The sequence below is a fragment of the Roseivivax halodurans JCM 10272 genome (genome assembly GCF_000521785.1).
In the GTDB taxonomy this organism is placed as follows: domain Bacteria; phylum Pseudomonadota; class Alphaproteobacteria; order Rhodobacterales; family Rhodobacteraceae; genus Roseivivax; species Roseivivax halodurans.
Genome location: NZ_JALZ01000002.1, coordinates 136368 through 161009, shown reverse-complemented (window position 1 = coordinate 161009; position 24642 = coordinate 136368). Strand labels below are relative to the sequence as shown.

The following is a 24642-nucleotide window of genomic DNA, read 5'->3' as shown; positions in this document are numbered from 1 at the left end:
CCGTCATGCCAATGAGCGGCGGCCCGAGAGACGGAGACCCGAGCTGATGATCCTTTACCCCGCCATCGACCTCAAGGACGGCCAAGCCGTCCGCCTGCTGCGCGGCGACATGGAGAAATCCACCGTCTTCAACGACGATCCCGCGGCGCAGGCCCGCGCCTTCGTCGAGGCGGGCTGCCAGTGGCTGCATCTCGTGGACCTCAACGGCGCCTTCGCCGGCCGGCCGGTGAACGCGGACGCGGTCGAGGCGATCCTGGCCCAGACCGACGTCCCTGCCCAGCTCGGCGGCGGCATCCGCGACATGGCCACGATCGAGACCTGGCTCGAGAAGGGCCTCGCGCGGGTGATCCTCGGTACCGTGGCGGTGGAGAATCCGGATCTCGTGCGGGAGGCCGCCCGCGCCTTCCCCGGGAAGATCGCCGTCGGGATCGACGCCCGCCAGGGCCGCGTGGCGACCAAGGGCTGGGCCGAGGAGACCGACGTCATGGCGACCGATCTCGCAAAGAGCTTCGAGGATGCCGGCGTCGCGGCCGTCATCTACACCGATATCGACCGGGACGGGGCGATGGGCGGGCCGAATGTCGAGGCGACGGCGGATCTCGGCCGCGCTGTGTCGATCCCGGTGATCGCGAGCGGCGGCGTCTCGTCGCTCGGCGACCTCACCGCCCTGCGCGACACCGGCGTGATCGCCGGTGCGATCTCGGGCCGCGCGCTCTACGACGGCGCGCTCGACCTCGGCGAGGCCCTGCGCGCCCTCGCCTGATTCATTCGGCGACCGCCGCGCCGGTGAGCTTCTCCAGCGCGGCGCCCATCTCGGCGATGTAATCGGAATCGTCGTCGATGTCGAAATCGTCGAACATCTCCTCGGGATCCTCGTAGGTAAGGTAGGTCACCCCTTCCCATTCATGCGCCAGGACCCGCATCGGCAGCACGAGCCCGGCGCGGATGTCGTCCTGCATCGCCGGCGTGCCGAGCGCAGGGTTGCCGAAGATCAGCAGCGTCGCCGGTTCGAGCTCCATGTCGACCGATGAGGCGCCCTCGGCATGATCGACGCGGGCGAACATGGTTGCACCCGCTTCCTCCACGGCCGCTTCGAGCCTGTCGGCGGTCTCGGCAACCGGATAGGGGCTCTCGATGCTCATCATGTCGGCGGCGGCGGGCGTTGCGAAAAGCGCGAGGGCGAGGGCGGCGTGACGGATCATGACGAAGCTTTCTCTGGGGACCATTGCCCGGGGAACGCCGGTCCCACCCCCGGGTTCCCGGGGTCACGCGCTGTTGCGCTCGGGCCTCCGCTTCGGCATATCCCAAGAGCAGACGGAAGGATTGGCCATGCTTAAGACCCGCATCATCCCCTGCCTCGACGTGGCCGAAGGCCGCGTGGTCAAGGGCGTGAACTTCGTCGACCTGCGTGACGCGGGCGATCCGGTGGATGCCGCCCGCGCCTACGACGCCGCGGGCGCCGACGAGATCTGCTTTCTCGACATCACCGCGACGCACGAGGACCGCGAGACCATCCTCGACGTGGTGCGCCGGACGGCCGAGCAATGCTTCATCCCGCTCACCGTAGGCGGAGGGGTCCGCACCGTCGAGGACGTGCGCAAGCTTATGCTCGCGGGCGCCGACAAGGTGAGCTTCAACTCCGCCGCGGTGAAGGATCCCGACGTCGTCGCGGCCGCCGCCGACCGTTTCGGAAGCCAGTGCATCGTCGTGGCGATCGACGCCAAGCGGAAGGCGAACGGAGAGGGCTGGGAGATCTACACCCATGGCGGCCGGCAGGCGACCGGCATCGACGCGGTCGAGTTCGCGCTCGACATGGTGGCCAAGGGTGCCGGTGAGATCCTGCTGACCTCGATGGACCGCGACGGCACGAAATCCGGCTTCGACCTCGAGCTGACCCGGACCATCGCGAACGCCGTTCCGATCCCGGTCATCGCGAGCGGCGGGGTCGGCACGCTCGATCACCTCGTCGAGGGCATCACCGAGGGCGGCGCCTCCGCCGTTCTCGCGGCGTCGATCTTCCACTTCGGCACCTTCACGATCGGCGAGGCCAAGAGCCACATGGCCGAGGCGGGGATCGCGGTGCGGCAATGACGCTCGAGGAGCTGGAGGCGATCGTCGCCGACCGCGCCGGCGCATCCCAGGAGGAGAGCTGGACGGCGAAGCTCCTCGCCAAAGGCCCCGAAAAATGCGCCGAAAAGTTCGGCGAGGAGGCCATCGAGGCGATCATCGAAGCCGTGAAAGGTGACCGCGAGCGCCTCGCATCCGAAGCCGCCGACGTCCTCTTCCACCTCCTCGTGATGCTGAAATCCCGCGACCTTCCCCTCTCGGAGGTGATGAACGAGCTCGCCCGTCGCCAGTCCCGCTCGGGCCTCGCCGAAAAGGCCTCCCGCCCTTCCTGAGCCGCCCCTTCTTCTTGACAGAAATATCCCGGGGGTGCGGGGGCAGGAGCCCCCGCCCGGTGGTCTGGGGGCCTCCCCCCGGATATCCCGTGGGCGGCAGCGCGCTCCGCCGGGTCAGACCTGGAAGACGTCAGCCCAGTCGGGATGCTTGCGGCGCTGCGCGTTGACGAACGGGCAGAGCGGCACGATCTTCACGCCCTCCGCCCGGGCATCCGCCACCAGCCGCTCGACCAGTGCCAGCCCCGCTCCGGTGCCGCGCAAGGCCTCGGGCACGCCCGTGTGGTCGGCGATGATCAGCGTCGGCGAGGCGACCGAGTAGGTCAGCTCCGCCTCCGCCCCGTCCTGCCGCAGCACGTAACGCCCGCGCGATCCGTCAACCTCGCGGGCGATCGCAGCGTCAGTCAACGATCTTCGCCGTGGTCTTCTCGCGGATCTCGTCCTCGGTCACGCCCGGGGCGGTTTCCACGATCTTGAGGCCGCCCTCGACCACGTCGAGCACGCCGAGATCGGTGATGATCCGGTTCACCACGCCCTTGCCTGTCAGCGGCAGGGTGCATTCGGGGATGAGCTTCGGCTCGCCATGCTTGTTGGTGTGATCCATGACCACGATCACGCGGCGCACGCCGGCGACGAGGTCCATCGCGCCGCCCATGCCCTTCACGAGCTTGCCGGGGATCATCCAGTTGGCGAGATCGCCGTTCTCGGCCACTTCCATCGCGCCGAGGATCGCCATGGCGATCTTGCCGCCGCGGATCATCCCGAACGAGGTCGCGCTGTCGAAATACGAGGTGTGCGGCAGCTCGGTGATGGTCTGCTTGCCGGCATTGATGAGGTCGGGATCCTCCTCGCCCTCGACCGGGAACGGACCCATGCCCAGCATGCCGTTCTCGGACTGGAGCGTCACGTTCACACCCTCGGGGATGTAGTTCGGCACCAGCGTCGGGATGCCGATCCCGAGATTCACGTAGGTGCCGTCCTCGAGCTCCTGCGCCGCCCGCGCGGCCATCTCGTTGCGATCCCAGGCCATTGCTCAGTCTCCCTTATTGTCCAGTTCCTGCGGGTCCACCGGCACGTCGACAAGGACGACGGTTCCGGCGGCGCCCCGCGCCACGTTGATGGTCGCGTCGAGCCCCTCGAGCAGCGACGCGATGAGCCGCCCCCCGCGTGTCGCGGCGGAGGGCCAGTCGATATTGCGCGGGATGCCGACGCCGTCGTCCGAGACGGTCATCCGCAATCCCCCGGCGCCGAGCCGGGTCACGCGAAAGCCCACATAGCCGCGATCGAGCCCGGCGAAGGCATGCGTGAAGGCGTTCGAGAGTGTCTCCGAGGCGACGAGCGCCACGCGCACGGCCGCTTCGAGACCGATCTCGATCTGGTCCACCTGCGCCGTGAAGCGCACCCCCGGCCGGCCCTCGTGATGCGCGATGGTGCTCGCCACGCGGCTCAGGAGCGCGCCGATATCGATGCCGGCGCGGCCGGCCTGGCCGTCGGTCAGGCGCATCTCCTCGTAGGCGAGCTCGAGGCATTCGAGCCGTCGCGGCAGCGCCTCGATCTCGTGCAGAGGATCGTCGAGGCTGCGACGCCGCTCGGGCGCACCGAGATTGGCGAGGATCATCGACAGATCGTCCCGCACCCGGGCCCGGAGCGCGCCGAGATGGGCGTCGATATCGTCCTCGCCCGCCTCTCCGGAGCGCATCTCCTTCTGCAGGCCGAGGAAGTAAACGGGCGCGCCATCCTCGTCGGTAATCGGCGCGATGATGAGGCGGTTGCGGAACGGCTCGCCGCTGGCGCGGTAGTTGAGGATGTCGACCGTCACGTCCCGCCCCGCCTGCACGGCGGCGCGGATGCGGTCCACGTCCGACTTTTCGGTGCGCTCCCCCTGGAGGAAGCGGCAATTTCGGCCGATCACCGCCGCGCGGGAATAGCCGGTCGAGCGCTCGAACGCCTCGTTCACGTAGACGATCGGATTGTCGGGCGCGCGCGGATTGGTGATGACCACCGCGACCGACAGGCGCGAGAACCCGGCGACCGCCTCGCGGTCGTCGAGAACCGCGCTCAGTTTCCGCTGCGCGCTGTCCGACATGGGGGTCCTCCCCTGCCCTGCGATCAGGCTGCGGGGCGCGTGGTGCGCTGCTCGATGCGCTTCTCGTGCTCGCCCTGGATCAGGCGGTGCACGTAGATGCCCGGCAGGTGGATGTGATCGGGATCGAGCTCGCCGGGCTCGACGATCTCCTCGACCTCCATGATGCAGGTCTTGCCGCACATCGCCGCGGGCGGATTGAAGTTGCGCGCGGTCTTGCGGAAGATCGCGTTGCCGGTGGTGTCGGCCTTCCACGCCTTGACGATCGCGAGGTCGGCGAAGATGCCGCGCTCGAGGATGTAGTGCTCGCCGTCGAACTCCTTGACCTCCTTGCCCTCGCCGATCTGGGTGCCGTAGCCGGTCTTGGTGTAGAAGCCCGCGATGCCTGCGCCGCCGGCGCGCATGCGCTCGGCGAGCGTGCCTTGCGGGTTGAACTCGAGCTCGAGCTCGCCGCCGAGGTACTGGCGCATGAATTCCTTGTTCTCGCCCACGTAGGACGACATCATCTTCTTGATCTGCTTGGATTCCAGAAGGATGCCGAGCCCGAAGCCGTCGACGCCGCAATTGTTGGACGCAACCGTCAGATCCTTGGTGCCGGCCTCGTTGATCGCCTGGATCAGCAGTTCGGGAATGCCGCAGAGCCCGAAGCCGCCGGCGGCGATAGTCATGCCGTCGAAGAGGAGACCGTCGAGCGCATCCGCCGCGGAATCGTAGACTTTCTTCATGGAACTCTCCCTCGTGCTCAAGTTGCGAGGATTAGTGGCGAAGGGCCCGGGGAGAGTCAAATCCGTTGCGGCTCTGCGCCCCGTGAGCGACGGTCGGAGGGGCTCCGCCCCGCCGCGTTCCGCGGCCCCCGGGATATTTGGATCAAGAAGAAGCCGCGGAGCCGCGTCAGCCGCTGGCGGATTTCTTCGTCGTCGCGCTCTTCGACGCCGAGGCCTTCGAGGTGCCGGTCTTCTTCGCCGCCGTGGTCTTCTTCGCGGCGGCCGACTTGGCCGGGCTCTTCTTGGCGGCCGCCTTCTTGGGCGCCGCCTTCTTCTTGGCCCCGCCTTTCTTGGCGGCCTTCTCGTCGACCAGCGCCACCGCCTGCTCGAGCGTCACCTCCTGCGGATCGGTGTCCTTCGGCAGCGTCGCATTGACCTTGTCCCACTTCACGTAGGGCCCGTAGCGGCCGTCAAAGACGGCAAGCGCGCCGCCGTGCTCGGGATGCTCGCCGAGCTCCTTGAGCGCCTTCGCCGCGGTGCGTCCGCCCCGCTTGGCGGCCTTCTCGGCCAGAAGATCGACGGCTCGGTTGATGCCGATCTCGAAGACCTCGTCCACCTCCTTGAGGTTGGCGTAGAGGCGGTTGTGCTTCACGAACGGGCCATAGCGCCCGATGCCCGCCTCGATCGGCTCGCCGTCCTCGGGATGGATGCCGACCTGCCGCGGCAGCGACAGGAGCGTCAGCGCCTTCTCGAGATCCATCGCCTCGGCCGACCAGCCCTTGGGCAGGCTCGCGCGCGGAGGCTTGGGCTGCTCCTCGGTCGCCTCACCGCGCTGCACGTAAGGCCCGAAGCGGCCCGAGCGCAGCGAGATCTCGTCCTCGCCGTCATGGCCGAGCACGCGGTCGCCGGCGCCGTCGTCGCCGCCGATGGGGCGCGTGTAGCGGCATTCGGGATAGCGCGAGCAGCCGACGAAGCCGCCCGAGCGCGAGGTCTTGAGGTGCAGGCTGCCCTCCCCGCAGAGCGGGCAGGTGCGCGGATCGGTTCCGTCCTCGCGGGGGGGATAGAGCGTCGGCGCGAGCGCCTCGTCGAGCACGTCGAGCACCTCGGCGATGCGCAGCTCGGAGGTCTCCGAGATCGCCGCCGAGAAGTCGCGCCAGAACTTCGCCAGAAGCTCCTTGTAGTCGCGCTGGCCGGCGGAGACGTCGTCGAGCTCTTCCTCGAGGCTCGCGGTGAAGTCGTATTCCACGTAGCGCTTGAAGAAGTTGAGAAGGAAATGCGTAACGATCCGGCCCTTGTCCTCGGGGATCAGCCGGTTCTTGTCCTTGCGGACATATTCGCGGTCCTGGATCGTCGTGAGCACGGAGGCGTAGGTCGAGGGACGGCCGATGCCGAGCTCTTCCATCTTCTTGACGAGCGTCGCTTCGGTGTAGCGCGGCGGCGGCTGGGTGTGGTGCTGGAGCGCGAGAACGGCGTCGGCGCCGCCGATCACGGCCTTGCCGTTGCGATCGTTGCCCTCATCGGTGTTCGCGACCGGTGCGGCGTCGTCCTTCTCGCCCGCCTTGGCAAACTCGGCGCGCAGGCCGGCCTTGGCGAAAGGCGTCTTGTCGCCCTCGTGGATCTGCGGCAGGCGGCTGTCATCCTCGTCGCCCGAGGGCTCGTCACGGCCCTCCTCGTAGACCTTCATGAACCCGTCGAAGAGCACAACCTGACCGGTGGCGCGCAGGCCGACCTGCTTGTCGTCGCAGCCGATCTCGACCGTGGTCCGCTCGAGCCGCGCGGCCTCCATCTGGCAGGCGAGCGTGCGCTTCCAGATGAGATCGTAGAGCTTGCGCTGGTCGGCATCGGTGAGTCTCAGCGCGCCTGCATCTTTCGACATCTCGGTCGGCCGGATACATTCGTGCGCTTCCTGCGCGTTCTTGGCCTTGTTCTTGTACATCCGCGGCGATTTCGGGACGTATTTGTCGCCGTAGCGGTCCTTGATCGCGTCGCGGGCGGCGTGGACCGCCTCGGGCGCCATGTCGATACCGTCGGTCCGCATGTAGGTGATGTGCCCGGCCTCGTAGAGACGCTGCGCCGCCGACATGCACTGCTTCGCGCCCATACCGAACTTGCGGCTCGCCTCCTGCTGGAGGGTCGAGGTCATGAACGGCGCGGACGGATTGCGCGAGGCCGGCTTGGCCTCGACCGAGGTCACATAGAGCGCACGATGGGCGACGGCCTGCACCGCCATCTCGGCCTGCGTCTCGTTCGCGAGGTCGTACTTGTCGAGCTTCTTTCCGGCGAGCGTCGTGAGGCGCGCCTCGAAATCCTGCCCGCGCGGCGTCGAGAGCAGTGCCTTCACCGACCAGTATTCGCGGGGATCGAAGGCCTCGATCTCCATCTCGCGCTCGACGATGAGCCGAAGGCAGACAGATTGCACGCGGCCGGCGGACTTGGCCCCCGGCAGCTTGCGCCAGAGCACGGGCGAGAGGTTGAAGCCGACGAGATAGTCGAGCGCCCGGCGGGCGAGATAGGCCTCGACCAGCGGCGCGTCGATCTCGCGCGGGTTCTGCATCGCCTCGGTCACCGCCTTCTGGGTGATCGCGTTGAAGGTCACGCGGCGGACGTCGGTGTCCTTCTTGATCGACTTGCGCTTGGTCAGTGCCTCCTTGAGGTGCCACGAGATCGCCTCGCCCTCTCGGTCGGGGTCGGTCGCGAGGATCAACGCGTTGTCGTCCTTCAGCGCGTCGGCGATCGCCTTGACGTGCTTCTTGCTGTCGTTGCCGACTTCCCAAGTCATCTCGAACTCGTGGTCCGGATCGACCGACCCGTCCTTGGGCGGCAGATCACGCACGTGGCCGTACGAGGCGAGGACGGTGTAGCCGGACCCCAGGTACTTGTTGATGGTCTTGGCCTTGGCCGGGGACTCGACGACGACGACGGGCATGTCTTCGGGCACCTCTTGCGGGGAAAACGGGCCTTCTAATGGCCGGGCAGCATGTGTGGTGCAAGGCCAAATTGTCAATCGGTCCGGGAAGGGCCGGCGGCGCGTCGCCTTAAACCGCGAGCGACAGAAGCCCGCCGGGCTGGCGCCGGATGCGGCCCTCGAGCTCGAGATCGGTGAGCGCGGGCACGATTTCGCGCGGCTCCGCGCCGAGATCGCGCAGAAGCTGATCCTCGGCCACCGGCGATGGCCCGAGCCGGTCGAGGATCCTGGCGTGAAGGTCGGCGATCTCCCGCCGGGGGCGCCGCGGCGGGACAAGCGGCGCAAGCGGCAGCTCCGGTTGTGCGGGCGCCCCGACCATCGCCGGCAGCGCCTCGATCACGTCGGCGGCCGAGCGCACGAGCCGCGCACCGTCGCGGATCAGCATGTTGCAGCCGCCCGCGCGGGCGTCGAAGGGGTGTCCCGGCACCGCCAGCACCTCCCGGCCCTGATCGAGCGCCGTGCGTGCCGTGATCAGCGATCCCGATTTCGGGGCCGCCTCGATGACGACGACCGCCCGGGCGAGGCCGGAGATGATGCGGTTGCGGGCAGGGAAGTGGCGGGCCTGCGGAGAGAGGCCCATCGGCTGTTCGGAGAGGCGCACCCCCCCGGTGGCTGCAATCTCCTCGGCCAGCCGGGCGTTCTCGGCCGGGTAGAGCACGTCGACGCCGCCCCCCTGCACGGCGATCGTGCCGGTGGCGATGCTGGCGGCGTGCACCGCCGCATCGACGCCCCGCGCCAGCCCCGAGACGGTGACGTAGCCCGCCTGCCCCAGCCCCTCCGCCATGGCCCGGGCCATGCGCGTGCCGAGCGACGAGGCGTTGCGGGCACCGACGAGCGCGACGGCCGGGCGAGAAAGAATGCCGGCGTCGCCCACCGCCCAGAGGATCGGCGGGGCGTCGTCGAGATCGTTCAGGGCGCTCGGATAGAGCGGCTCGCCGCGGCAGATCATCCGGGCGCAGGCGGTGCGGGCGGCCCGCATCTCGGCCTCCACGACCCCAAGCGGGCAGATGTCGTAGTTCTCGAGACCCGCGGCTCGCGCGATCTCCGGCAGCGCCTCGAGCGCGGCAGCCGCCGAGCCATGTTCCGACATCAGACGATGGAAGGTCGAAATCCCCACACGGCGGGAGCGCAAGAGTCGCAACCGGTCCAGCCGATCGTCTTCCGTGGTGGGTGGGAGTAGGGGGTGAGTGGAAGATGAGAAATGCTCGACCATCAACCCGGCTCCGACTCTTGCCCCCCCTTGGTACGGGCTCCGCGGTTAATGACCGGTAAAGAGACGCAGGGAAGCGCCGCGCCGTTGGCATGGCCGGCACCCTTCCGCCTGCGCCGGATCGTCCGAGCCCCGCCGATGTCGGACGACCTGGAGCGGCGACACCGCCGCCCGCCGCGCGACTCGCTTCTGTCAGCCGGCCGAGCCGCCCACGGTCAGACCACCGATCAGGACGCTCGGCTGGCCCACGCCCACCGGCACCCACTGTCCCTGCTTGCCGCAATTGCCCATGCCGGGATCGAGCGCCATGTCGTTGGCGAGCCCGCGGATCTGCTGGAGCGCGGTTGCGCCGTCCCCGATCAGCGTCGCGCCCTTGACCGGGGCGCCGACCTTGCCGTTCTGCACGCGGTAGGCCTCGGTGCAGGAGAAGACGAACTTGCCGCTGGTGATGTCGACCTGCCCGCCGCCGAATCCGACCGCGTAGATCCCGTCCTTCAGCTCGGAGACCAGATCCTCGCGCGTCGCCTCGCCGCCCAGCATGTAGGTGTTTGTCATCCGGGGCATCGGCGCATGGGCGTAGCTCTCCCGCCGCCCGTTGCCCGTCGCCTCGACGCCCATGAGCCGCGCGTTCTGGCGGTCCTGCATGTAGCCGACGAGGATGCCGTCCTCGATCAGCACGTTCTTTCCGCTCGGCGTGCCCTCGTCATCGACCGTGATCGAGCCGCGGCGATCCGGGATCGTGCCGTCGTCGAGCACGGTGACGCCGGGAGCGGCCACCCTCTGCCCCATGAGGCCCGCAAAAGCCGAGGAGCCCTTGCGGTTGAAATCCCCCTCGAGCCCGTGACCCACCGCCTCGTGCAGGAGGATCCCGGGCCAGCCCGGGCCGAGCACGATGTCGAATGTGCCGGCGGGCGCGGGCTCGGCGCTGAGGTTCACGAGCGCGATTCGCAGCGCCTCGCGGGCCTTTCCCTGCCAGTCCTGCGGATCGAGCAGGCCGTCGAGCGCAACGCGCCCGCCGCCGCCGGCACTGCCGCTTTCGCGGCGGCCGTTCTCCTCGACGATGACGCTGACATTCACCCGGGTCATGGGCCGAACGTCCGTCACCAGCGAATCGTCCGCGCGCAGGATCGCGACCTCCTGCAGGGATGCGGCGATCGAGACCGTGGCCTGAACGACACGGGGGTCGAGGTCCCGCAAATAGGCGTCGATCTCGGCCAGCGTCTCGACCTTGGCGGCGAAGGGCCGCCCGGCGATGGGATCGACATCGGTGTAGAGCGTGCGGTTGGTCTTCACCGGCCCGGCCGCCAACGTGCCTCCGCCGCCTCCGACCGCGAGCCGCGCGGTCTCGCCCGACCGCTTCAGCGCGCTTTCGCTGATTTCGGTCGAATGGGCATATCCAGCGGTCTCGCCGCGCACGGCGCGCAGGCCGAAGCCCTCGTGGGCGTCGTAGCTCGCCTGTTTCACATGCCCGTCATCGAAGAGCAGCCCCTCCGAGCGGCGACGCTCGAGGAAGAGCTCTCCGTCCTCGGCGCCGGTGAGGGTCTCGCGCAGGTTCTCGACGGCCGCCTGCCGGTCGAGATGGGTGTCGAACGGGCGAAAGGGGGCATCGGACATGGATTGCGCCTCGGGAGATTGATATGGGTCAACGACAAGCGGCCACATGCCGCAAGCGGGGTTCTTTATCTGGCGTGAAGAATATGGTTGAAGACCACCGCAAGACAACGGGGGCCTCCACCGCCCGCGGCCGCGCCTCATCGCGCGCCACCCGTGACTAGATGTGACAGACGACAACCGATCAGGGTGACACATGAAACTTAAGACGATGCTCACGGGCGTTCTCGCCGCCTTCGCCGGGCCGGTCTTCGCGCAGGACAGCTTCACGGACCTTCCGGTGATCGGCGCGCCGAGCAACGGCGGGATCGGCTTCCAGTCCGCCGCGACGGAACTGGCGCGCGACATCCACTGGCTCGACGGCATGGTCACCGTGATCATCACCGGCATCGTGATTCTCGTGACGGCGCTGCTGGCGTTCTGCGTGGTGCGCTACAACAGCAAGACGAACCCCAAGCCGGGCTCGTTCACGCACAACTCGCCGCTCGAGATCGCCTGGACCGTCGGCCCGATCCTGGTCCTCGTCTTCATCGGCGCGTTCTCCCTTCCGGTGCTGTTCAAGCAGCAGGAGATCCCCGAGGGCGACGTCTACATCAAGGCGACCGGCTACCAGTGGTACTGGAACCATGAATACATGGACGACGGCTTCGCCTTCGACAGCTACATGATCGGCTCGCCGGCGACGGGCGGCGACAATTCCTACTCCGAGGAAGTCGAGCAGCAGCTTCTCGACGCGGGCTACGCGCCCGAGCATTTCCGCCTCGCCACCGACACCGCGGTGGTCGTTCCGGTGAACAAGACCATCGTCATCCAGGTGACCGGCGGCGACGTGATCCATTCCTGGACCATCCCGGCCTTCGGCGTGAAGCAGGACGCGGTCCCCGGCCGCCTTGCCGAGCTGTGGTTCACCCCCGAGCAGGAAGGCGTCTATTTCGGCCAGTGCTCCGAGCTCTGCGGCATCGCGCATGCCTACATGCCGATCACCGTCAAGGTCGTCAGCCAGGAAGAATACGACGTCTGGAAGGCCGACATGATCGAGGAATACGCCGAGGCGCCCGCGGACGCGCCCGTGCAGGTCGCATCGGCCGAGTGAAGCCGCGCCGGGGCGCGCTAGGTCGTGCCCCGCGCCCAGACAGCCACGCGCGATCCGGACACGGGTCGCGCGACGCCTTCCAGGAAAGACCCCGCGATGAGTGACGCATCCCTCGATCCCACGGCCGCCGGCCAAGAGGCTCAGTTCAGCGACTATTTCGCGCTGCTGAAGCCCCGCGTGATGACGCTCGTCGTCTTCACCGCGCTCGTCGGCCTGCTCGCCGCTCCGGATCAGGTGCATCCGTTCGTCGCGCTCTGCGCCATCCTCTTCATCGCCGTCGGCGGCGGCGCGTCCGGCGCTCTCAACATGTGGTGGGACGCCGATATCGACGCGGTGATGCGCCGCACCGCCAAGCGGCCGATTCCCTCGGGCCGCGTCACCGGCGAGGAGGCGCGCGGCCTCGGCCTCGCCCTTTCGGGTTTCTCGGTCATGTTCCTCGGCCTCGCGACCAACTGGGTCGCCGCCGGGCTCCTGGCCTTCACCATCTTCTTCTACGTCGTGATCTACACGATGTGGCTCAAGCGCTGGACGCCCCAGAACATCGTCATCGGCGGCGCCGCCGGGGCCTTCCCCCCGATGATCGGCTGGGCCGCCGCGACCGGCGGCGTCTCGATCGAATCGGTGCTGATGTTCTCGCTGACCTTCCTCTGGACACCGCCGCATTTCTGGGCCCTCGCGCTCTTCATGCGCAAGGATTACGACAACGCGGGCGTGCCGATGCTGACCGTGACCCACGGACGGCCCTCGACCCGCAAGCATGTCTTCGTCTACACCATCATCCTCGCCGCGCTCGCGCTCGCGACCGGCTTCACCTCGGCCGGCGGGCCGCTCTACCTGTCGGTCGCCATCGTGCTGAACGCCATGTTCCTCAAGGGCGCCTGGGACATCTGGCACCGTGACGAGATCATGGCCGAGACCGACAATTACGCGGTCGAGAAGGGGTTCTTCAAACTCTCCCTTCTCTACCTCTTCCTGCATTTCGGCGCGCTTCTGGCCGAAGCCACGATCGCGCGCCTCGGCATCCTCTGGGGGGCACTCTGATGGCCTTGCGCCCGCTCCACGAACTTCATCACCGCCGTCACGGCCGCAATCTCGGCCTCGGGATCGTGCTTGCCGCGCTCATCGTGATCATCTTCGGCCTGACCATGGTCAAGGTGCAGAACGGCGAATTCGGCCGCGCACCCGGCACGGCGGACAGCGTCACGCAACGAACGGAGGGACAGGGCGGATGAACCTCGATCGCAAGACCCGCACCGTGGCCGGCCTCGGCGCCGTGATCGTCTTCATGGGCGGCATGGCCTGGGCCGCGATCCCGCTCTACAACTGGTTCTGCGCCGTCACCGGCTACGGCGGCACCACGAACGTCGCCGAACAAGGCAGCGACAGCGTGCTCGACCGCGAGATCACGGTGCGCTTCGACGCCAATACCGAAGCCGGCATGCCGTGGGAATTCCGGCCGGTCGAGCGCTCCATGACGCTCAAAATCGGTCAGGACGGCCTCGCCTATTTCGAGGCCTACAACCCCACCGACAAGCCAGTCGCCGGTCAGGCCGGCTACAACGTCGCGCCCTTCACCGCCGGCAGCTACTTCAACAAGGTGCAGTGCTTCTGCTTCAACGAGCAGGTGCTGCAGCCGGGCGAGCGGGTCGAGATGCCGGTCTACTTCTACGTCGACCCCGAGATCGTCAACGACCGCGACGCGAAGTATACAAAGACCATCACGCTCAGCTACACGTTCTACGAGATCGATCTGCCCGAGGACGCCAAAGCACAGGCGGCGCTCCAGACCGGCGCGCAAGAAGAAACCTCCGTCAACTGACGCCATCCGAAGAGGGACCAAGACCAATGGCGCATGCTAAGAACCACGACTATCACATCCTGCCGCCGTCGATCTGGCCGTTCATCGGGGCCGTCGCCGGCTTCGTGATGCTGTTCGGCGCGGTCATGTGGATGAACGACAACGGCCCGTGGCTGTTCCTGATCGGCACCGTCGGCGTCCTCTACACGATGTTCGGCTGGTGGTCCGAGGTCATCAACGAAAGCAACGTGGGCGATCACACGCCCGTCGTGCAGATCGGCCTGCGCTACGGCTTCATCCTGTTCATCATGTCCGAGGTGATGTTCTTCTTCGCCTGGTTCTGGTCGTTCTTCAAACACGCGATGTATCCGATGGGCCCCGAAAGCCCCGGCGTCGACGGTGTCTGGCCGCCCGCGGGAATCGAGACTTTCGACCCCTGGCACCTGCCGCTCATCAACACGCTGATCCTGCTCTGCTCGGGTGCCGCGGCGACCTGGGCGCACCATGCACTGGTGCACGAGGACAATCGCAGGGACATGAAGTGGGGCCTGATCATCGCCATCGTGCTCGGCCTAATCTTCTCGGTCTTCCAGGCCTACGAGTACAGCCACGCGGCCTTCGGCTTCTCCGGCAACATCTACGGCGCGAACTTCTTCATGGCGACGGGCTTCCACGGCGCGCATGTCATCATCGGCACGGTCTTCCTCTTCGTCTGCCTGCTGCGGCTGATGAACGGGGCCTTCACTCCGAACAAGCATGTCGGCTTCGAGGCCGCCGCCTGGTACTGGCACTTCGTCGACGTGGTCTGGCTCTTCCTCTTCGCGGCCGTCTACGTCTGGGGCGGCTGACCCTCGGCCCTCACCGAAATCCGGGAAACGCCCGCCCCCGTGGCGGGCGTTTTTCGTTGGCCCGCGGTGCACGGGACACCGCCGCACATATCGGGATCGCACCGCCGCAAAAGGCGTTTCCGGTTGAACCCGCCCCCGGCCCGGGGGTAAAGCGAAGCCTGCCCCGCATTCCGGGGCCCCGCCTTTCCACGGTCCGGACATTTGCCTGTCGTGAAACGCCTTGCCGCCCCCCTGCTGATCGGCCTGATCGGTGCCGCGATCCTCGTGGCGCTCGGCGTCTGGCAGATGCAGCGGCTCGCGTGGAAAGAGGCCATCCTGAACGACATCGAGAGCACCATCGCGGGCGATCCGGTCCCCCTGCCCGCGAGCTACGATCCCGGGACGGATCGCTACCAGCCGGTCGAGCTCGAGGGCTCCATCGGCGAGGGAGAGCTGCACGTCCTCGTCAGTCAGAAGCAGAAGGGCGCGGGCTACCGTATCATCGCTCCCTTCACGACGGACGACGGACGCACGATCCTGATCGACCGCGGTTTCGTTCCGAACGAGGCCAAGGACGCCACCCGCCGCATCGGAGAGACCGCGATCCGGGCCAACCTGCACGCCCCCGAGGAGCGCAGCGGCTTCACGCCCGAGAACGAGGTCGATCGCAACATCTGGTTCGCCCGCGATGTCGGCGCCATGGCCGACGCGCTCGGCGCCGAGCCGATCCTCGCCATCGTCCGCGAGGAAATGCCCCCCGCCCCCGGCATCGATCCCCTGCCCGTGTCGAGCGAAGGAATCCCGAACGACCACCTGCAATATGCGATCACGTGGTTCTCGCTCGCCGCCGTCTGGCTGGGCATGACCGTGATCTGGGTGCGTCGCCGCTCCTTCGCCCAAGAGGTCCGCACATGAAGTACGTCTCCACCCGCGGCCAGGCGCCGGTCCTGAGCTTCGAAGAGGCCATGCTCTCGGGCCTCGCCCGCGACGGCGGCCTCTACGTGCCTGAAACCGTGCCGCAGATGAGCCAGGCCGACATCCGCGCGCTGCACGGTCTGCCCTACGAGGAGGTCGCGTTCCGCGTGATGCGGCCCTTCGTCGGTGACACCTTCGATGACGCGACCTTCGGCGACCTGATCGCGAAATCCTACGCGCAGTTCGGCCACGCCGCCCGCGCGCCGCTCAAGCAGCTCGGTTCGGGCCATTTCCTCTGCGAGCTCTTCCACGGGCCCACGCTGGCGTTCAAGGACTTCGCCATGCAGCTCATCGGGCAGCTCTTCGAGGAGGCGCTGACCCGTTCGGGAAGCCGCGTCACCATCGTCGGCGCGACTTCGGGCGACACCGGCTCGGCCGCCATCGAGGCCTTCCGCGGCCTCGACGCGGTGGACGTCTTCATCCTCTATCCGCACGGACGGGTCTCCGAGGTGCAGCGCCGCCAGATGACCACGCCCGTCGAGGAGAATGTGCACGCCGTCGCCATCGACGGCCATTTCGACGACGCGCAGGCACGGCTCAAGGACATGTTCGCGCATGACGACTTCCGCGACGGCGTGCGCCTCGCGGCGGTGAACTCGATCAACTGGGCACGCGTTCTGGCGCAGGTCGTCTACTACTTCTCGGCCGCCGTCTCCCTCGGCGCGCCCGAGCGCAAGGTCAGCTTCACCGTCCCCACCGGCAATTTCGGCGACATCTTCGCTGGTTACATCGCCAAGGGCATGGGGCTTCCCATTGACCGGCTGGTGATCGCGACGAACCACAACGACATCCTGCACCGTGCCGTCTCGACCGGGAACTACACCACCGGCCGGGTCGAGCCGTCGATCTCGCCGTCGATGGACATCCAGGTCAGCAGCAACTTCGAACGCGCGCTCTTCGACGCCTACGACCGCGACGGCAATGCCGTGGCCCAGCTGATGGACGAGCTGAAATCGGGCGGCGGCTTCCATGTCAGCCAGGGCGCACTCGAGGCGCTGCGCGACAATTTCGACAGCGGCCGCGCGTCGGAGGCCAACACGTCCGCCACCATTGCGGCCACCCACGCCAGGACCGGCGAGCTCGTCTGCCCGCACACCGCCGTCGGCATCAAGGTGGCCGAGGAGCACCGCGACCGCGCCGTGCCCATGGTCACGCTCGCCACCGCCCACCCCGCGAAATTCCCCGACGCCGTCGAGGCCGCGACCGGCATCCGTCCGCCGCTGCCCGAGCGCATGTCGGACCTCATGGAGCGGGAGGAGCGCATCACCCGGGCGCCGAACGACCTCGCCGCCCTCGAAGAGATCATCCAGGAGCGTATCCGCACTTGACCCTACAGACAGCCACCCTTCCCAACGGCTTCCGCGTCGTCACCGAACACATGCCCGGCCTCAAATCGGCTGCGCTCGGCATCTGGGTGTCGGCCGGCGGACGCCACGAGCGCCCCGAGCAGAACGGCGTGGCGCATTTCCTCGAACACATGGCCTTCAAGGGCACCGCATCCCGCTCCGCCCTGCGGATCGCCGAGGAGATCGAGGACGTGGGCGGCTACATCAACGCCTACACCAGCCGCGAGGTGACCGCCTACTACGCCCGCGTGCTCGAGGCCGATACCGGCCTCGCGCTCGAGGTGATTGCCGACATCCTGCGCAACCCGCTCTTCGATCAGAAGGAGATCGAGACCGAACGGCACGTGATCCTGCAGGAGATCGGCCAGGCGCTCGACACGCCCGACGACATCATCTTCGACTGGCTGCAGGAGATCTGCTATCCTGAGCAGCCCATCGGCCGGACGATCCTTGGCGAGGCGGCGCGCGTGAACGCCTTCGGCCGCGGCGACCTCTCGACCTTCGTCGAGGAGCATTACGGCCCCGATCAGCTCATCCTCTCGGCGGCGGGCGCGGTCGATCACGACGCCATCGTCGCTCAGGCCGAGGCACTCTTCGGCGACATGACGCCCCGCGGCTCGGCCGAGGCCCTGCCGGCCCGGTTCCACGGCGGCGAGATCCGCCGCGACAAGACCCTCGAGCAGGCCCATCTCGCCCTCGCCTTCGAGGCGCCGGGCTACCGCGACGTGGATTTCTACGCGAGCCAGGTCTATTCCATCGCCCTCGGCGGCGGCATGTCCTCTCGCCTCTTCCAGGAGATCCGCGAGAACCGCGGCCTCTGCTACACGATCTTCGCGCAAGCGGGCGCCTATGCCGACACCGGCACGACGACCATCTACGCCGGGACAAGCGGCGACGAGGTGGGCGATCTCGCCCGGATCACCGTCGACGAGATGAAGCGCGCCGCCTCCGACATGAGTGCCGAGGAAATCGCCCGGGCCCGCGCGCAGATGAAGGCCGGCCTCCTGATGGGCCTCGAGAGCCCGTCGGCCCGGGCCGAGCGCGCCGCGCGCATGATCCAGATCTGGGGCAAGGTCCCCTCTATCGAGGACACCGTCACGCGCATCGACGCCGTCACCGACGCCGACGTGCGCGCCTTCGCCGAACACACCGCGGCATCGGCCCCGGCGGCCATGGCGCTCTACGGGCCGGTGTCGAAGGCCCCCGAGCTTGCTAGCCTCGAAGAGCGCCGGGTGGCCTGATGATCGGGCTGCGTCGGAGGTTCAGGCTCGACAGCGAGCGGCTTGTCCTGCGGGCGCCGGCCCATGCCGATTTCACCGAATGGACCTCGCTGCGCGCCCAGAGCCAGGACTTCCTGCGCCCGTGGGAGCCGTCCTGGGCCTCGGATCACCTGTCGCGCAAGGCCTTCACCAACCGCGTCTACTGGGCGGGCCGGTCGATCTCGGGCGGTACCGCGATCCCGGTCTTCCTCTTCCGGCGCGACGACGAGCGGCTCCTCGGCGCGATCACGCTCGACAACATCCGCCGCGGCCCCGCGCAGGCGGCAACTTTGGGCTACTGGATCGGCCAGCCCTTCGCCCGGCAGGGTTACATGCGCGAGGCGATCGGCGCCGTCGTGCACCACGCCTTCGAGCGCATGGACATCTCCCGCGTCGAGGCCGCCTGCCTTCCCGAGAACGTCGCCTCCCGCGGTCTTCTGGAACGGTCGGGCTTCAAGTACGAGGGCGTCGCGCAGAGCTATCTGCAGATCAACGGCCGCTGGCGCACGCATGTCCTCTACGCGTCGCTCCGCATGGACCGGCGCGGCCGCACTCAGGTCGGGGTCGACTGAGGGCTCACCTCCACCGTCTCGATCGTCGAGGACCGCTCCAGCGTCCGGTGCACCGGGCACTTGTCCGCGATCTCGATCAGCCGCCGCCGCTCCGCATCGCTCAGATCGCCCTCAAGCGCGATCTCGCGCCGGAAGGCGTCGATCTTCCTCTCCTCGTCCGATGCGGCATCGGTGCCGTGATGCTTGTCGTGGCTGACATCGACGCGCACCCGGTCGAGCGCGATCCCCTTGCGGCGCGCATACATCCGCATCGTCATGGACGTGCAGGCGCCGAGCGCCGCCGAGAGCAGGTTGTAGGGCGTCATGCCCCGATCCGAGCCACCGACCGAGGCGGGCTCGTCCGCCTGAACGTGGTGCCGCCCGACGGTGATGTCCTGAAGGAACCCCGCGGGATCGGCTTCCGACGTGCGGACGACGCCCTCGGGCACGTCCACCGAGATGTGCTCGTGCGCGAGGTCCACATAGCGCGCCATCCATGCCGCGATGACGCCGGCAAGGTAATCCGCATCAGCGGGATCCGAGACGAGATGGTCTGCATCATCCAGCGTCACGAAGCTCTTGGGGTGCCTCGCCGCGGTGAAGATCTCGGTCGCATTGTCGATCCCGACGACCTCGTCGCGCGGTCCGTGCAGGACCAGGAGGGCGCGTCTCAGATCGGCGATCGCCGGCCGCAGCTTAGTCTCGCGCATGTCCTCGACGAACCGCCTGCCGATCCGGAAGGGCCGCCCCGCGAGCGTGACCTCGGCCTCCCCGTCGCGCTCGATCGCCTCCAGCGCCCCGCCGAAATTGTGGGTCACGTGAGCCGGATCGAACGGGGCGCCGATGGTCACGACCGCCCTGGCCGAGGGGATGTCATGCGCCGCTGCCAGCACTGCCGCCCCGCCCAGCGAATGCCCGATCAGCAGATCCGGCGCCATGCCCATCGAGCCGAGCTTGCGCGCCGCTGCGGCAAGGTCCGCGACGTTCGAGGTGAAGGACGTGTTCGCGAACTCGCCCTCCGAATGGCCGAGCCCGGTGAAGTCGAAGCGCAAAACCGCAACGCCCTCGGAGGTCAGCCGCGATGCGATCCTCCGGGCCGCGGCGATATCCTTGCCGCAGGTGAAGCAATGGGCGAAGAGCGCGGTCGCGAGGTGCGGCCCGTCGGGCCGGTCGAGCCGCGCGGCAAGACGGTGGCCGTCGTCATTCTCGAAGCTGAGGCGTTCGGGAGGCATGGTCGGGCTCCGCTTGGACTGGATGTGCACGCGACCATGCCGCGCCCCACCGCCGTGGGCAATCGCGCAATCCAATGTAGGTTTTCTTCAGGGCGCCGCGAAGCGGACGATGCTTTCGCCGACGTGATGCCGCAAGGAGGCCTGGGCATCCTCGCGGAAAAGCTCGTCTCCGAAGATCCGCGAGAATGTCGCCCTGTTCGAGACGTTGAAGAAGCACAGCGCGGAGATGTGCCAGTGCAACTCCAGAGCGGTCAGGCCGGTACGAAAGAGCCCGTCGTTGCAGCCGCGGGCGTATATGGATTCGAGGTGGCGGACGGCAGAGGAATTGTGGGCCGAGATCACGCTCGACTGGTCGATATGCGTGCCGCCGTGAACGTTCTCGATCATGACCAGTCTCACGAATTCGGTGGCTTCGCGGTGGTGGTCGAAGGTGAACTCGGCAAGGGTGCGGAGGGCCACGTCGGCCGGCATCGCATCGAGATCCAACTCGTCCTCCGCGCGGCGCATCTCGGCATAGGTATCCTCCAAGACGGCCCGGTAGAGGCTCTCCTTGTCGCCGAAATAGTAGTAGATCATGCGCTTCGACGTTTCGGTCTTGGTTGCGATCTCGTCGATCCGGGCGCCGGACAGCCCATGCTCGGCAAAAACGCCGCGGGCGACCTCGAGGATGTTGGCGCGCACGCGTTCCGGATCCTGCTTCCAGCTGGTTCGGCGCCTCGGAGTGGCGATCTTTCCCGCGCTGTCTTCAGCCATCCACGTCTCCCTGCTGCCGCCATTCCGATAGGTCGGCGGGAATTGATTATCGCGAGGCACCGCCGCTGTCACGGAGTGGGTCATGGATCGGCCAATTCTCCGCCCCGACTCTCATGTTGACATAATTAACCGTGGCGGACAAAACTCGTATTAAACGTGGCGAACAAAGTGCGCGGAGACGGGAGGAGACGCCTCTGATGCCAGTCGACGAGCCGACCGACTCCCTGCCGCGGAGAGCTGGAGACAACGGCATGGACGCCACGAAGTTCAGATCGGCTGCCGCGCGGACGCCTCGACCAAGCGTCGAGGTCTTTGCGGCTTACCGCGGCGATGGCGCGCGGCCGGACGGGGCCTGCGTCGACGCGGAGGGATGTCTCTGGCAGGCCATCTTAGCCGGCGCCTCCTGGCCCGAAGGCATGCTCGATCAGATCAACGCGCCGGGAGGCGCGTCTTAGCCGCACGTCCGCGCCGGTCCTCCGGCGCGGTCCGTCACCCAAATCCGGTCAAGGGAGGATACATGACCATGTTCACCACCACTCGCCGCGCATTGCTGTCTCTGACGGCGGCCGCGCTCGTGACCGGCGCTCCGGCGCTGGCACAGGACACCGAGACCCTGCGCTTCTCGGCCGTCTTCTCGGAGCAGGACATTCGCGCCCAGATGATGCAGCGCTTCCAGGATTCCGTGTCCGACATGTTCGACATGCAGATCTACTACGGCGGCAACCTCTTCGACCAAGGCACCGAGATCGTCGCCATCCAGCGCGGCAACCTCGAGATGGGCAACGTCGCGCCGCAGGATATCGCAAACCAGATCGACGCCTTCTCGATCCTGACCTCGGCATATCTCTTCCGCGACGCCGAGCACCTGCAGACCTTCTTCGACAGCGACGCTGGCGCCGAAATGAAGGCTATGGCCGAGGAACAGCTCGGCATCCACATCCTCGGGCCGACCTATTTCGGCACGCGGCAGGTGGGCCTGCGCATCGACAAGGAGATCCAGACGCCCGAGGACATGAACGGCGTGCGCCTGCGCATGCCGGGCGGCGATGCCTGGCAGTTCCTGGGCGAGGCGCTCGGCGCGAACCCGACCCCGATGGCCTATTCCGAGGTCTATACCGGCCTTCAGACCGGCACCATCGACGGTCAGGACAACCCGCTTCCGAATGTCGAGAACATGAAGTTCTACGAGGTGATGAGCCAGATCGTGCAGACCTCGCACCTCGTCGGCTACGATCTTCTTGTCGTGTCGCAGGAGGTCTGGGACGGCATGTCCGCCGAAGAGCAGGAGGCGTTCCAGACCGCCGCGGACGAGGCCATCGCCTGGAGCACCGAGCAGCATCTGGCGCAGGAAGAGGAACTGGCCTCCTTCATGGAAGAGCAGGGCCTGCGGCTCTACGAACCCGATGTCGACGCGTTCCGCGACTTCGCGCAGCAGAAATATCTCGAGTCCGAGATCTCCGAGAGCTGGCCCGAGGGGATGCTCGACCGGATCAACGACCTCTGAGGCCAAAACCTTCCCCGGACAACGAGGCGCGCGGTCCCTTCGGGCCGCGCGCACCCGCAACGACAGGGTCCCGTTATGGAAAGCATGAAGACCGGCCTCGAATGGCTTCACCGCCGGGCGGAAAACGTCGCCGCCCTGATGCTCGCCGTGATGTTCGGCTCGTTCATCCTGCAGGTCGTCTATCGATACGTGTTCAACTGGCACTCCGGCTGGGCGTCGGAACTGACCATCGTCATGTGGCTCTGGGTCGTGCTCTGGGGCGCCGCATTCGTGACCCGCGAGGACGAGGAGATCCGCTTCGACGTGATATACGGCGTCGTGGGGCCGAAGGTGCGGCGGATCATGACGATGCTCGCCGCTCTGGCGCTGATCTTCCTCTACGGCTGGTCGCTGCCTGCGGTCTGGGACTACGTCACCTTCATGAAGATCCAGGAGACGTCGTATCTCGATATCCGCTACGACTACCTCTACTCGATCTACATCCTCTTCGCGGTCGCGATCCTCGTGCGCTATGTCTGGCTGCTCTGGGATGCAGTGACCAACCGCGGCACGCCGGGCGGCCACCGCGGTGACGCCGCGCCGAACGCGGTGGAGTGAGCCCCATGGATCCCTTTACCGCCAGCGTCATCTCGATCGTGCTGCTCGCTCTCCTGGGTCTGCCCATCGGGCATGCGATGATCGCCTCGTCGATCCTCTACCTCATGCTGGCCGGCCTCGACATGGGCACGGCGGCCGAGCAGCTTCTGAACGGCATGTTCTCGAGCTACATCCTGCTCGCCGTGCCGCTCTTCATCCTCGCCGCTGAGCTGATGAATTCCGGCTCGATGACGATCCGTCTGCTCGGCTTCTGCAATGCCATCGTGGGGCGGTTCCATGGCGGGCTCGCGCTCGTGAACGTGGTGCAGAGCATCATCTTCGCAGGCATGTCGGGCTCGGCCATCGCCGACGCGGCGGGCACCGGCAAGATGATGCAGAAGATGATGACCGAAGGAGGAAAATACCCCCCCGCCTTCGCCGCCGCGCTGACTGCGGCCTCGGCGGTCATCGGACCAATCATCCCGCCCTCGATCCCCGTGGTGATCTATGCGCTCGTCTCCGATGCCTCAATCGGCTACCTGTTCCTCGCCGGGGTGACGCCGGGCCTTCTGATGGGCCTCGCGCTCGCCGTCATCGTCGTGTGGCAGGCCAAGACGCGGAACTTCCCCGTGGGCGAGCCGGTGCCGCTGCGCGACATTCCGAAGACCACGATCAACGCCTTCCCGGCCCTGATGATGCCGGTCGTGCTTCTGGGAGGAATCTACGGCGGGGTGACCACCCCGACCGAGGCTGCGGCCGTCGCCGCGCTCTACGCGCTGGTGATATCCGCGCTGCTCTACCGAAGCGTGACCTTCGGCTCCTTCTACGCCTCCCTCGCGGGCAGCGCGCGGACCACGGCCTCCATCGGCATGCTCATCGCCGGCGCCATCGTCTTCAACTACGTGGTCACGGTCGAGAACATCCCGACCGAACTCAGCCGCTGGCTCTCGGGCTTCGATCTGAGCCCGCTCGCCTTCCTGCTCATGGTCAATGCCATCCTGCTGGTTCTGGGCTGCCTGCTCGAAGGCACGACAATCCTGCTGATCGTGGTGCCGGTCTTCATCCCGACGGCCAACGCGCTCGGCATCGACCTCGTGCATTTCGGGGTCGTCTGCGTGGTCAACATCATGCTCGGCCTCGTCACCCCGCCTTACGGGCTTCTGCTCTTCGTGATGACCAGCATCTCGGGCGAGAGCCTCGGGCGCATCTCGCGCGAGATCCTGCCGTTTCTCGCTGCTCTCCTCGTATCGCTCGTGATCATAACGCTCGTGCCCGCGGTGTCGCTCTGGCTGCCGCGGGTCTTCGGATACGGAGGCTGACGCCATGACCGCCATTCACATCCTGAACGGACCGAACCTCAACCGGCTCGGCAAGCGCGAGCCGGACATCTACGGCAGCACGACGCTTGCGGACATCGAGGCCATGTGCCGGGAGGCTGCCGGAGACACCGCCGTGATCTTTCGGCAGAGCAATTCCGAACGCGAGCTGATCGAGTGGTGTCACGAGGCGGCGGACGAGGCGGCGGGAGTGATCATCAACCCCGCCGCGTTCACCTTCACCTCGATGGCCATCATGGACGCGCTGAAGATGCTGCCCTGTCCGCTGATCGAACTGCACATCTCGAACATCCATCGCCGCGAGCCGATGTATCACAACTCGCTCGTGTCGGGCGTTGCCACGGCGGTGATCGCCGGGCTCGGTGCGCGCGGGTACCGCCACGCCGTCTGGGCGATGCTGGACCTGATCGGGGACCGCTGAG

Annotated in this window: 27 protein-coding genes; 17 read left to right on the top strand and 10 right to left on the bottom strand. The window is 67.3% G+C overall.

The features are described from left to right. Nucleotides 1-46 precede the first annotated feature (46 nt). Nucleotides 47-763, top strand: coding sequence for a 1-(5-phosphoribosyl)-5-[(5-phosphoribosylamino)methylideneamino]imidazole-4-carboxamide isomerase (gene hisA / locus OCH239_RS03155; protein ID WP_037258599.1), 717 nt, complete (start codon nt 47-49; stop codon nt 761-763). Between the two features lies 1 nt (nt 764). Here hisA and OCH239_RS03150 read toward each other — a convergent pair whose 3' ends face one another. After that, the gene (locus OCH239_RS03150) at nt 765-1202 is read right to left on the bottom strand and encodes a DUF302 domain-containing protein (RefSeq protein WP_037258597.1); all 438 of its coding nucleotides are present in this window, start codon (nt 1200-1202) and stop codon (nt 765-767) included. Between the two features lie 127 nt (nt 1203-1329). On the opposite strand from OCH239_RS03150, the gene hisF reads away from it, so the two are divergent. After that, nucleotides 1330-2091, top strand: coding sequence for an imidazole glycerol phosphate synthase subunit HisF (hisF, locus tag OCH239_RS03145; RefSeq protein WP_037258594.1), 762 nt, complete (start codon nt 1330-1332; stop codon nt 2089-2091). Then, on the top strand, nt 2088-2399 hold the full coding sequence (locus OCH239_RS03140; RefSeq protein ID WP_037258590.1) for a phosphoribosyl-ATP diphosphatase: 312 nt from the start codon (nt 2088-2090) through the stop codon (nt 2397-2399). Before hisF ends, OCH239_RS03140 begins: the two co-directional genes overlap by 4 nt. A gap of 114 nt (nt 2400-2513) precedes the next feature. On the opposite strand, the gene OCH239_RS03135 is transcribed toward OCH239_RS03140, so the two are convergent. The 7 genes from OCH239_RS03135 to tldD all read right to left on the bottom strand — a co-directional run bounded on the left by OCH239_RS03135 (nt 2514) and on the right by tldD (nt 10972). Then, nucleotides 2514-2804: a GNAT family N-acetyltransferase gene (locus OCH239_RS03135; RefSeq protein WP_037258588.1), complete on the bottom strand. Its 291-nt coding sequence runs from the start codon at nt 2802-2804 to the stop codon at nt 2514-2516. Continuing rightward, nucleotides 2797-3426 (bottom strand): CoA transferase subunit B, encoded by a 630-nt coding sequence (locus OCH239_RS03130; protein ID WP_037258586.1) that lies wholly within the window; start codon nt 3424-3426, stop codon nt 2797-2799. Before OCH239_RS03130 ends, OCH239_RS03135 begins: the two co-directional genes overlap by 8 nt. A 3-nt stretch (nt 3427-3429) precedes the next feature. Next, on the bottom strand, nt 3430-4482 hold the full coding sequence (locus OCH239_RS03125; protein ID WP_051489208.1) for a PAS domain-containing protein: 1053 nt from the start codon (nt 4480-4482) through the stop codon (nt 3430-3432). Between the two features lie 23 nt (nt 4483-4505). After that, nucleotides 4506-5204: a CoA transferase subunit A gene (locus OCH239_RS03120; protein WP_037258585.1), complete on the bottom strand. Its 699-nt coding sequence runs from the start codon at nt 5202-5204 to the stop codon at nt 4506-4508. Nucleotides 5205-5370: 166 nt separating this feature from the next. Further along, nucleotides 5371-8109, bottom strand: a complete 2739-nt coding sequence (gene topA / locus OCH239_RS03115; RefSeq protein ID WP_037258583.1) for a type I DNA topoisomerase — start codon at nt 8107-8109, stop codon at nt 5371-5373. A gap of 109 nt (nt 8110-8218) precedes the next feature. After that, nucleotides 8219-9361: a DNA-processing protein DprA gene (gene dprA, locus OCH239_RS03110; protein ID WP_084782085.1), complete on the bottom strand. Its 1143-nt coding sequence runs from the start codon at nt 9359-9361 to the stop codon at nt 8219-8221. 189 nt (nt 9362-9550) lie between these two features. Next, complete coding sequence (tldD, locus tag OCH239_RS03105) at nt 9551-10972, bottom strand: metalloprotease TldD (RefSeq protein WP_037258578.1); 1422 nt, start codon at nt 10970-10972, stop codon at nt 9551-9553. A gap of 193 nt (nt 10973-11165) precedes the next feature. On the opposite strand from tldD, the gene coxB reads away from it, so the two are divergent. From coxB to OCH239_RS03060, 9 genes are all read left to right on the top strand, one after another. Then, the gene (gene coxB / locus OCH239_RS03100; RefSeq protein WP_037258575.1) at nt 11166-12062 is read left to right on the top strand and encodes a cytochrome c oxidase subunit II; all 897 of its coding nucleotides are present in this window, start codon (nt 11166-11168) and stop codon (nt 12060-12062) included. Nucleotides 12063-12158: 96 nt separating this feature from the next. After that, nucleotides 12159-13103, top strand: coding sequence for a heme o synthase (gene cyoE, locus OCH239_RS03095; RefSeq protein WP_037258573.1), 945 nt, complete (start codon nt 12159-12161; stop codon nt 13101-13103). Then, complete coding sequence (locus OCH239_RS03090) at nt 13103-13294, top strand: hypothetical protein (RefSeq protein ID WP_037258571.1); 192 nt, start codon at nt 13103-13105, stop codon at nt 13292-13294. The genes cyoE and OCH239_RS03090 overlap by 1 nt, the downstream gene beginning before the upstream one ends. Further along, nucleotides 13291-13881: a cytochrome c oxidase assembly protein gene (locus OCH239_RS03085; protein ID WP_037258569.1), complete on the top strand. Its 591-nt coding sequence runs from the start codon at nt 13291-13293 to the stop codon at nt 13879-13881. Before OCH239_RS03090 ends, OCH239_RS03085 begins: the two co-directional genes overlap by 4 nt. A 26-nt stretch (nt 13882-13907) precedes the next feature. Further along, nucleotides 13908-14708: a cytochrome c oxidase subunit 3 gene (locus OCH239_RS03080; RefSeq protein ID WP_037258567.1), complete on the top strand. Its 801-nt coding sequence runs from the start codon at nt 13908-13910 to the stop codon at nt 14706-14708. A 210-nt stretch (nt 14709-14918) separates the two neighbouring features. Continuing rightward, nucleotides 14919-15602: an SURF1 family protein gene (locus OCH239_RS03075; RefSeq protein WP_037258564.1), complete on the top strand. Its 684-nt coding sequence runs from the start codon at nt 14919-14921 to the stop codon at nt 15600-15602. Further along, nucleotides 15599-16990, top strand: coding sequence for a threonine synthase (gene thrC, locus OCH239_RS03070; RefSeq protein ID WP_037258561.1), 1392 nt, complete (start codon nt 15599-15601; stop codon nt 16988-16990). The genes OCH239_RS03075 and thrC overlap by 4 nt, the downstream gene beginning before the upstream one ends. Continuing rightward, entirely contained in the window at nt 16987-18249 is a 1263-nt protein-coding gene (locus tag OCH239_RS03065; protein ID WP_037258558.1) for a M16 family metallopeptidase, read from the top strand. Before thrC ends, OCH239_RS03065 begins: the two co-directional genes overlap by 4 nt. Further along, nucleotides 18249-18839, top strand: a complete 591-nt coding sequence (locus tag OCH239_RS03060) for a GNAT family N-acetyltransferase (protein WP_037258555.1) — start codon at nt 18249-18251, stop codon at nt 18837-18839. The genes OCH239_RS03065 and OCH239_RS03060 overlap by 1 nt, the downstream gene beginning before the upstream one ends. On the opposite strand, the gene OCH239_RS03055 is transcribed toward OCH239_RS03060, so the two are convergent. Together OCH239_RS03055 and OCH239_RS03050 are read right to left on the bottom strand one after the other, a co-directional pair. After that, nucleotides 18821-20050, bottom strand: a complete 1230-nt coding sequence (locus OCH239_RS03055; protein WP_037258552.1) for a bifunctional alpha/beta hydrolase/OsmC family protein — start codon at nt 20048-20050, stop codon at nt 18821-18823. The two genes, OCH239_RS03060 and OCH239_RS03055, sit on opposite strands and share 19 nt — an antisense overlap. 87 nt (nt 20051-20137) lie before the next feature. After that, complete coding sequence (locus OCH239_RS03050; protein WP_051489205.1) at nt 20138-20803, bottom strand: TetR/AcrR family transcriptional regulator; 666 nt, start codon at nt 20801-20803, stop codon at nt 20138-20140. Nucleotides 20804-21054: 251 nt separating this feature from the next. On the opposite strand from OCH239_RS03050, the gene OCH239_RS23335 reads away from it, so the two are divergent. The 5 genes from OCH239_RS23335 to OCH239_RS03025 all read left to right on the top strand — a co-directional run bounded on the left by OCH239_RS23335 (nt 21055) and on the right by OCH239_RS03025 (nt 24641). Then, nucleotides 21055-21258, top strand: a complete 204-nt coding sequence (locus OCH239_RS23335; RefSeq protein ID WP_037258549.1) for an SMP-30/gluconolactonase/LRE family protein — start codon at nt 21055-21057, stop codon at nt 21256-21258. Nucleotides 21259-21320: 62 nt separating this feature from the next. Next, nucleotides 21321-22307, top strand: a complete 987-nt coding sequence (dctP, locus tag OCH239_RS03040) for a TRAP transporter substrate-binding protein DctP (RefSeq protein WP_037258547.1) — start codon at nt 21321-21323, stop codon at nt 22305-22307. A 75-nt stretch (nt 22308-22382) separates the two neighbouring features. Beyond that, entirely contained in the window at nt 22383-22904 is a 522-nt protein-coding gene (locus OCH239_RS03035) for a TRAP transporter small permease (RefSeq protein WP_051489203.1), read from the top strand. A gap of 5 nt (nt 22905-22909) precedes the next feature. Then, the gene (locus OCH239_RS03030) at nt 22910-24202 is read left to right on the top strand and encodes a TRAP transporter large permease (protein ID WP_037258544.1); all 1293 of its coding nucleotides are present in this window, start codon (nt 22910-22912) and stop codon (nt 24200-24202) included. 4 nt (nt 24203-24206) lie between these two features. After that, the gene (locus OCH239_RS03025) at nt 24207-24641 is read left to right on the top strand and encodes a type II 3-dehydroquinate dehydratase (protein ID WP_037258541.1); all 435 of its coding nucleotides are present in this window, start codon (nt 24207-24209) and stop codon (nt 24639-24641) included. The last annotated feature ends 1 nt before the right edge of the window (nt 24642 follow it).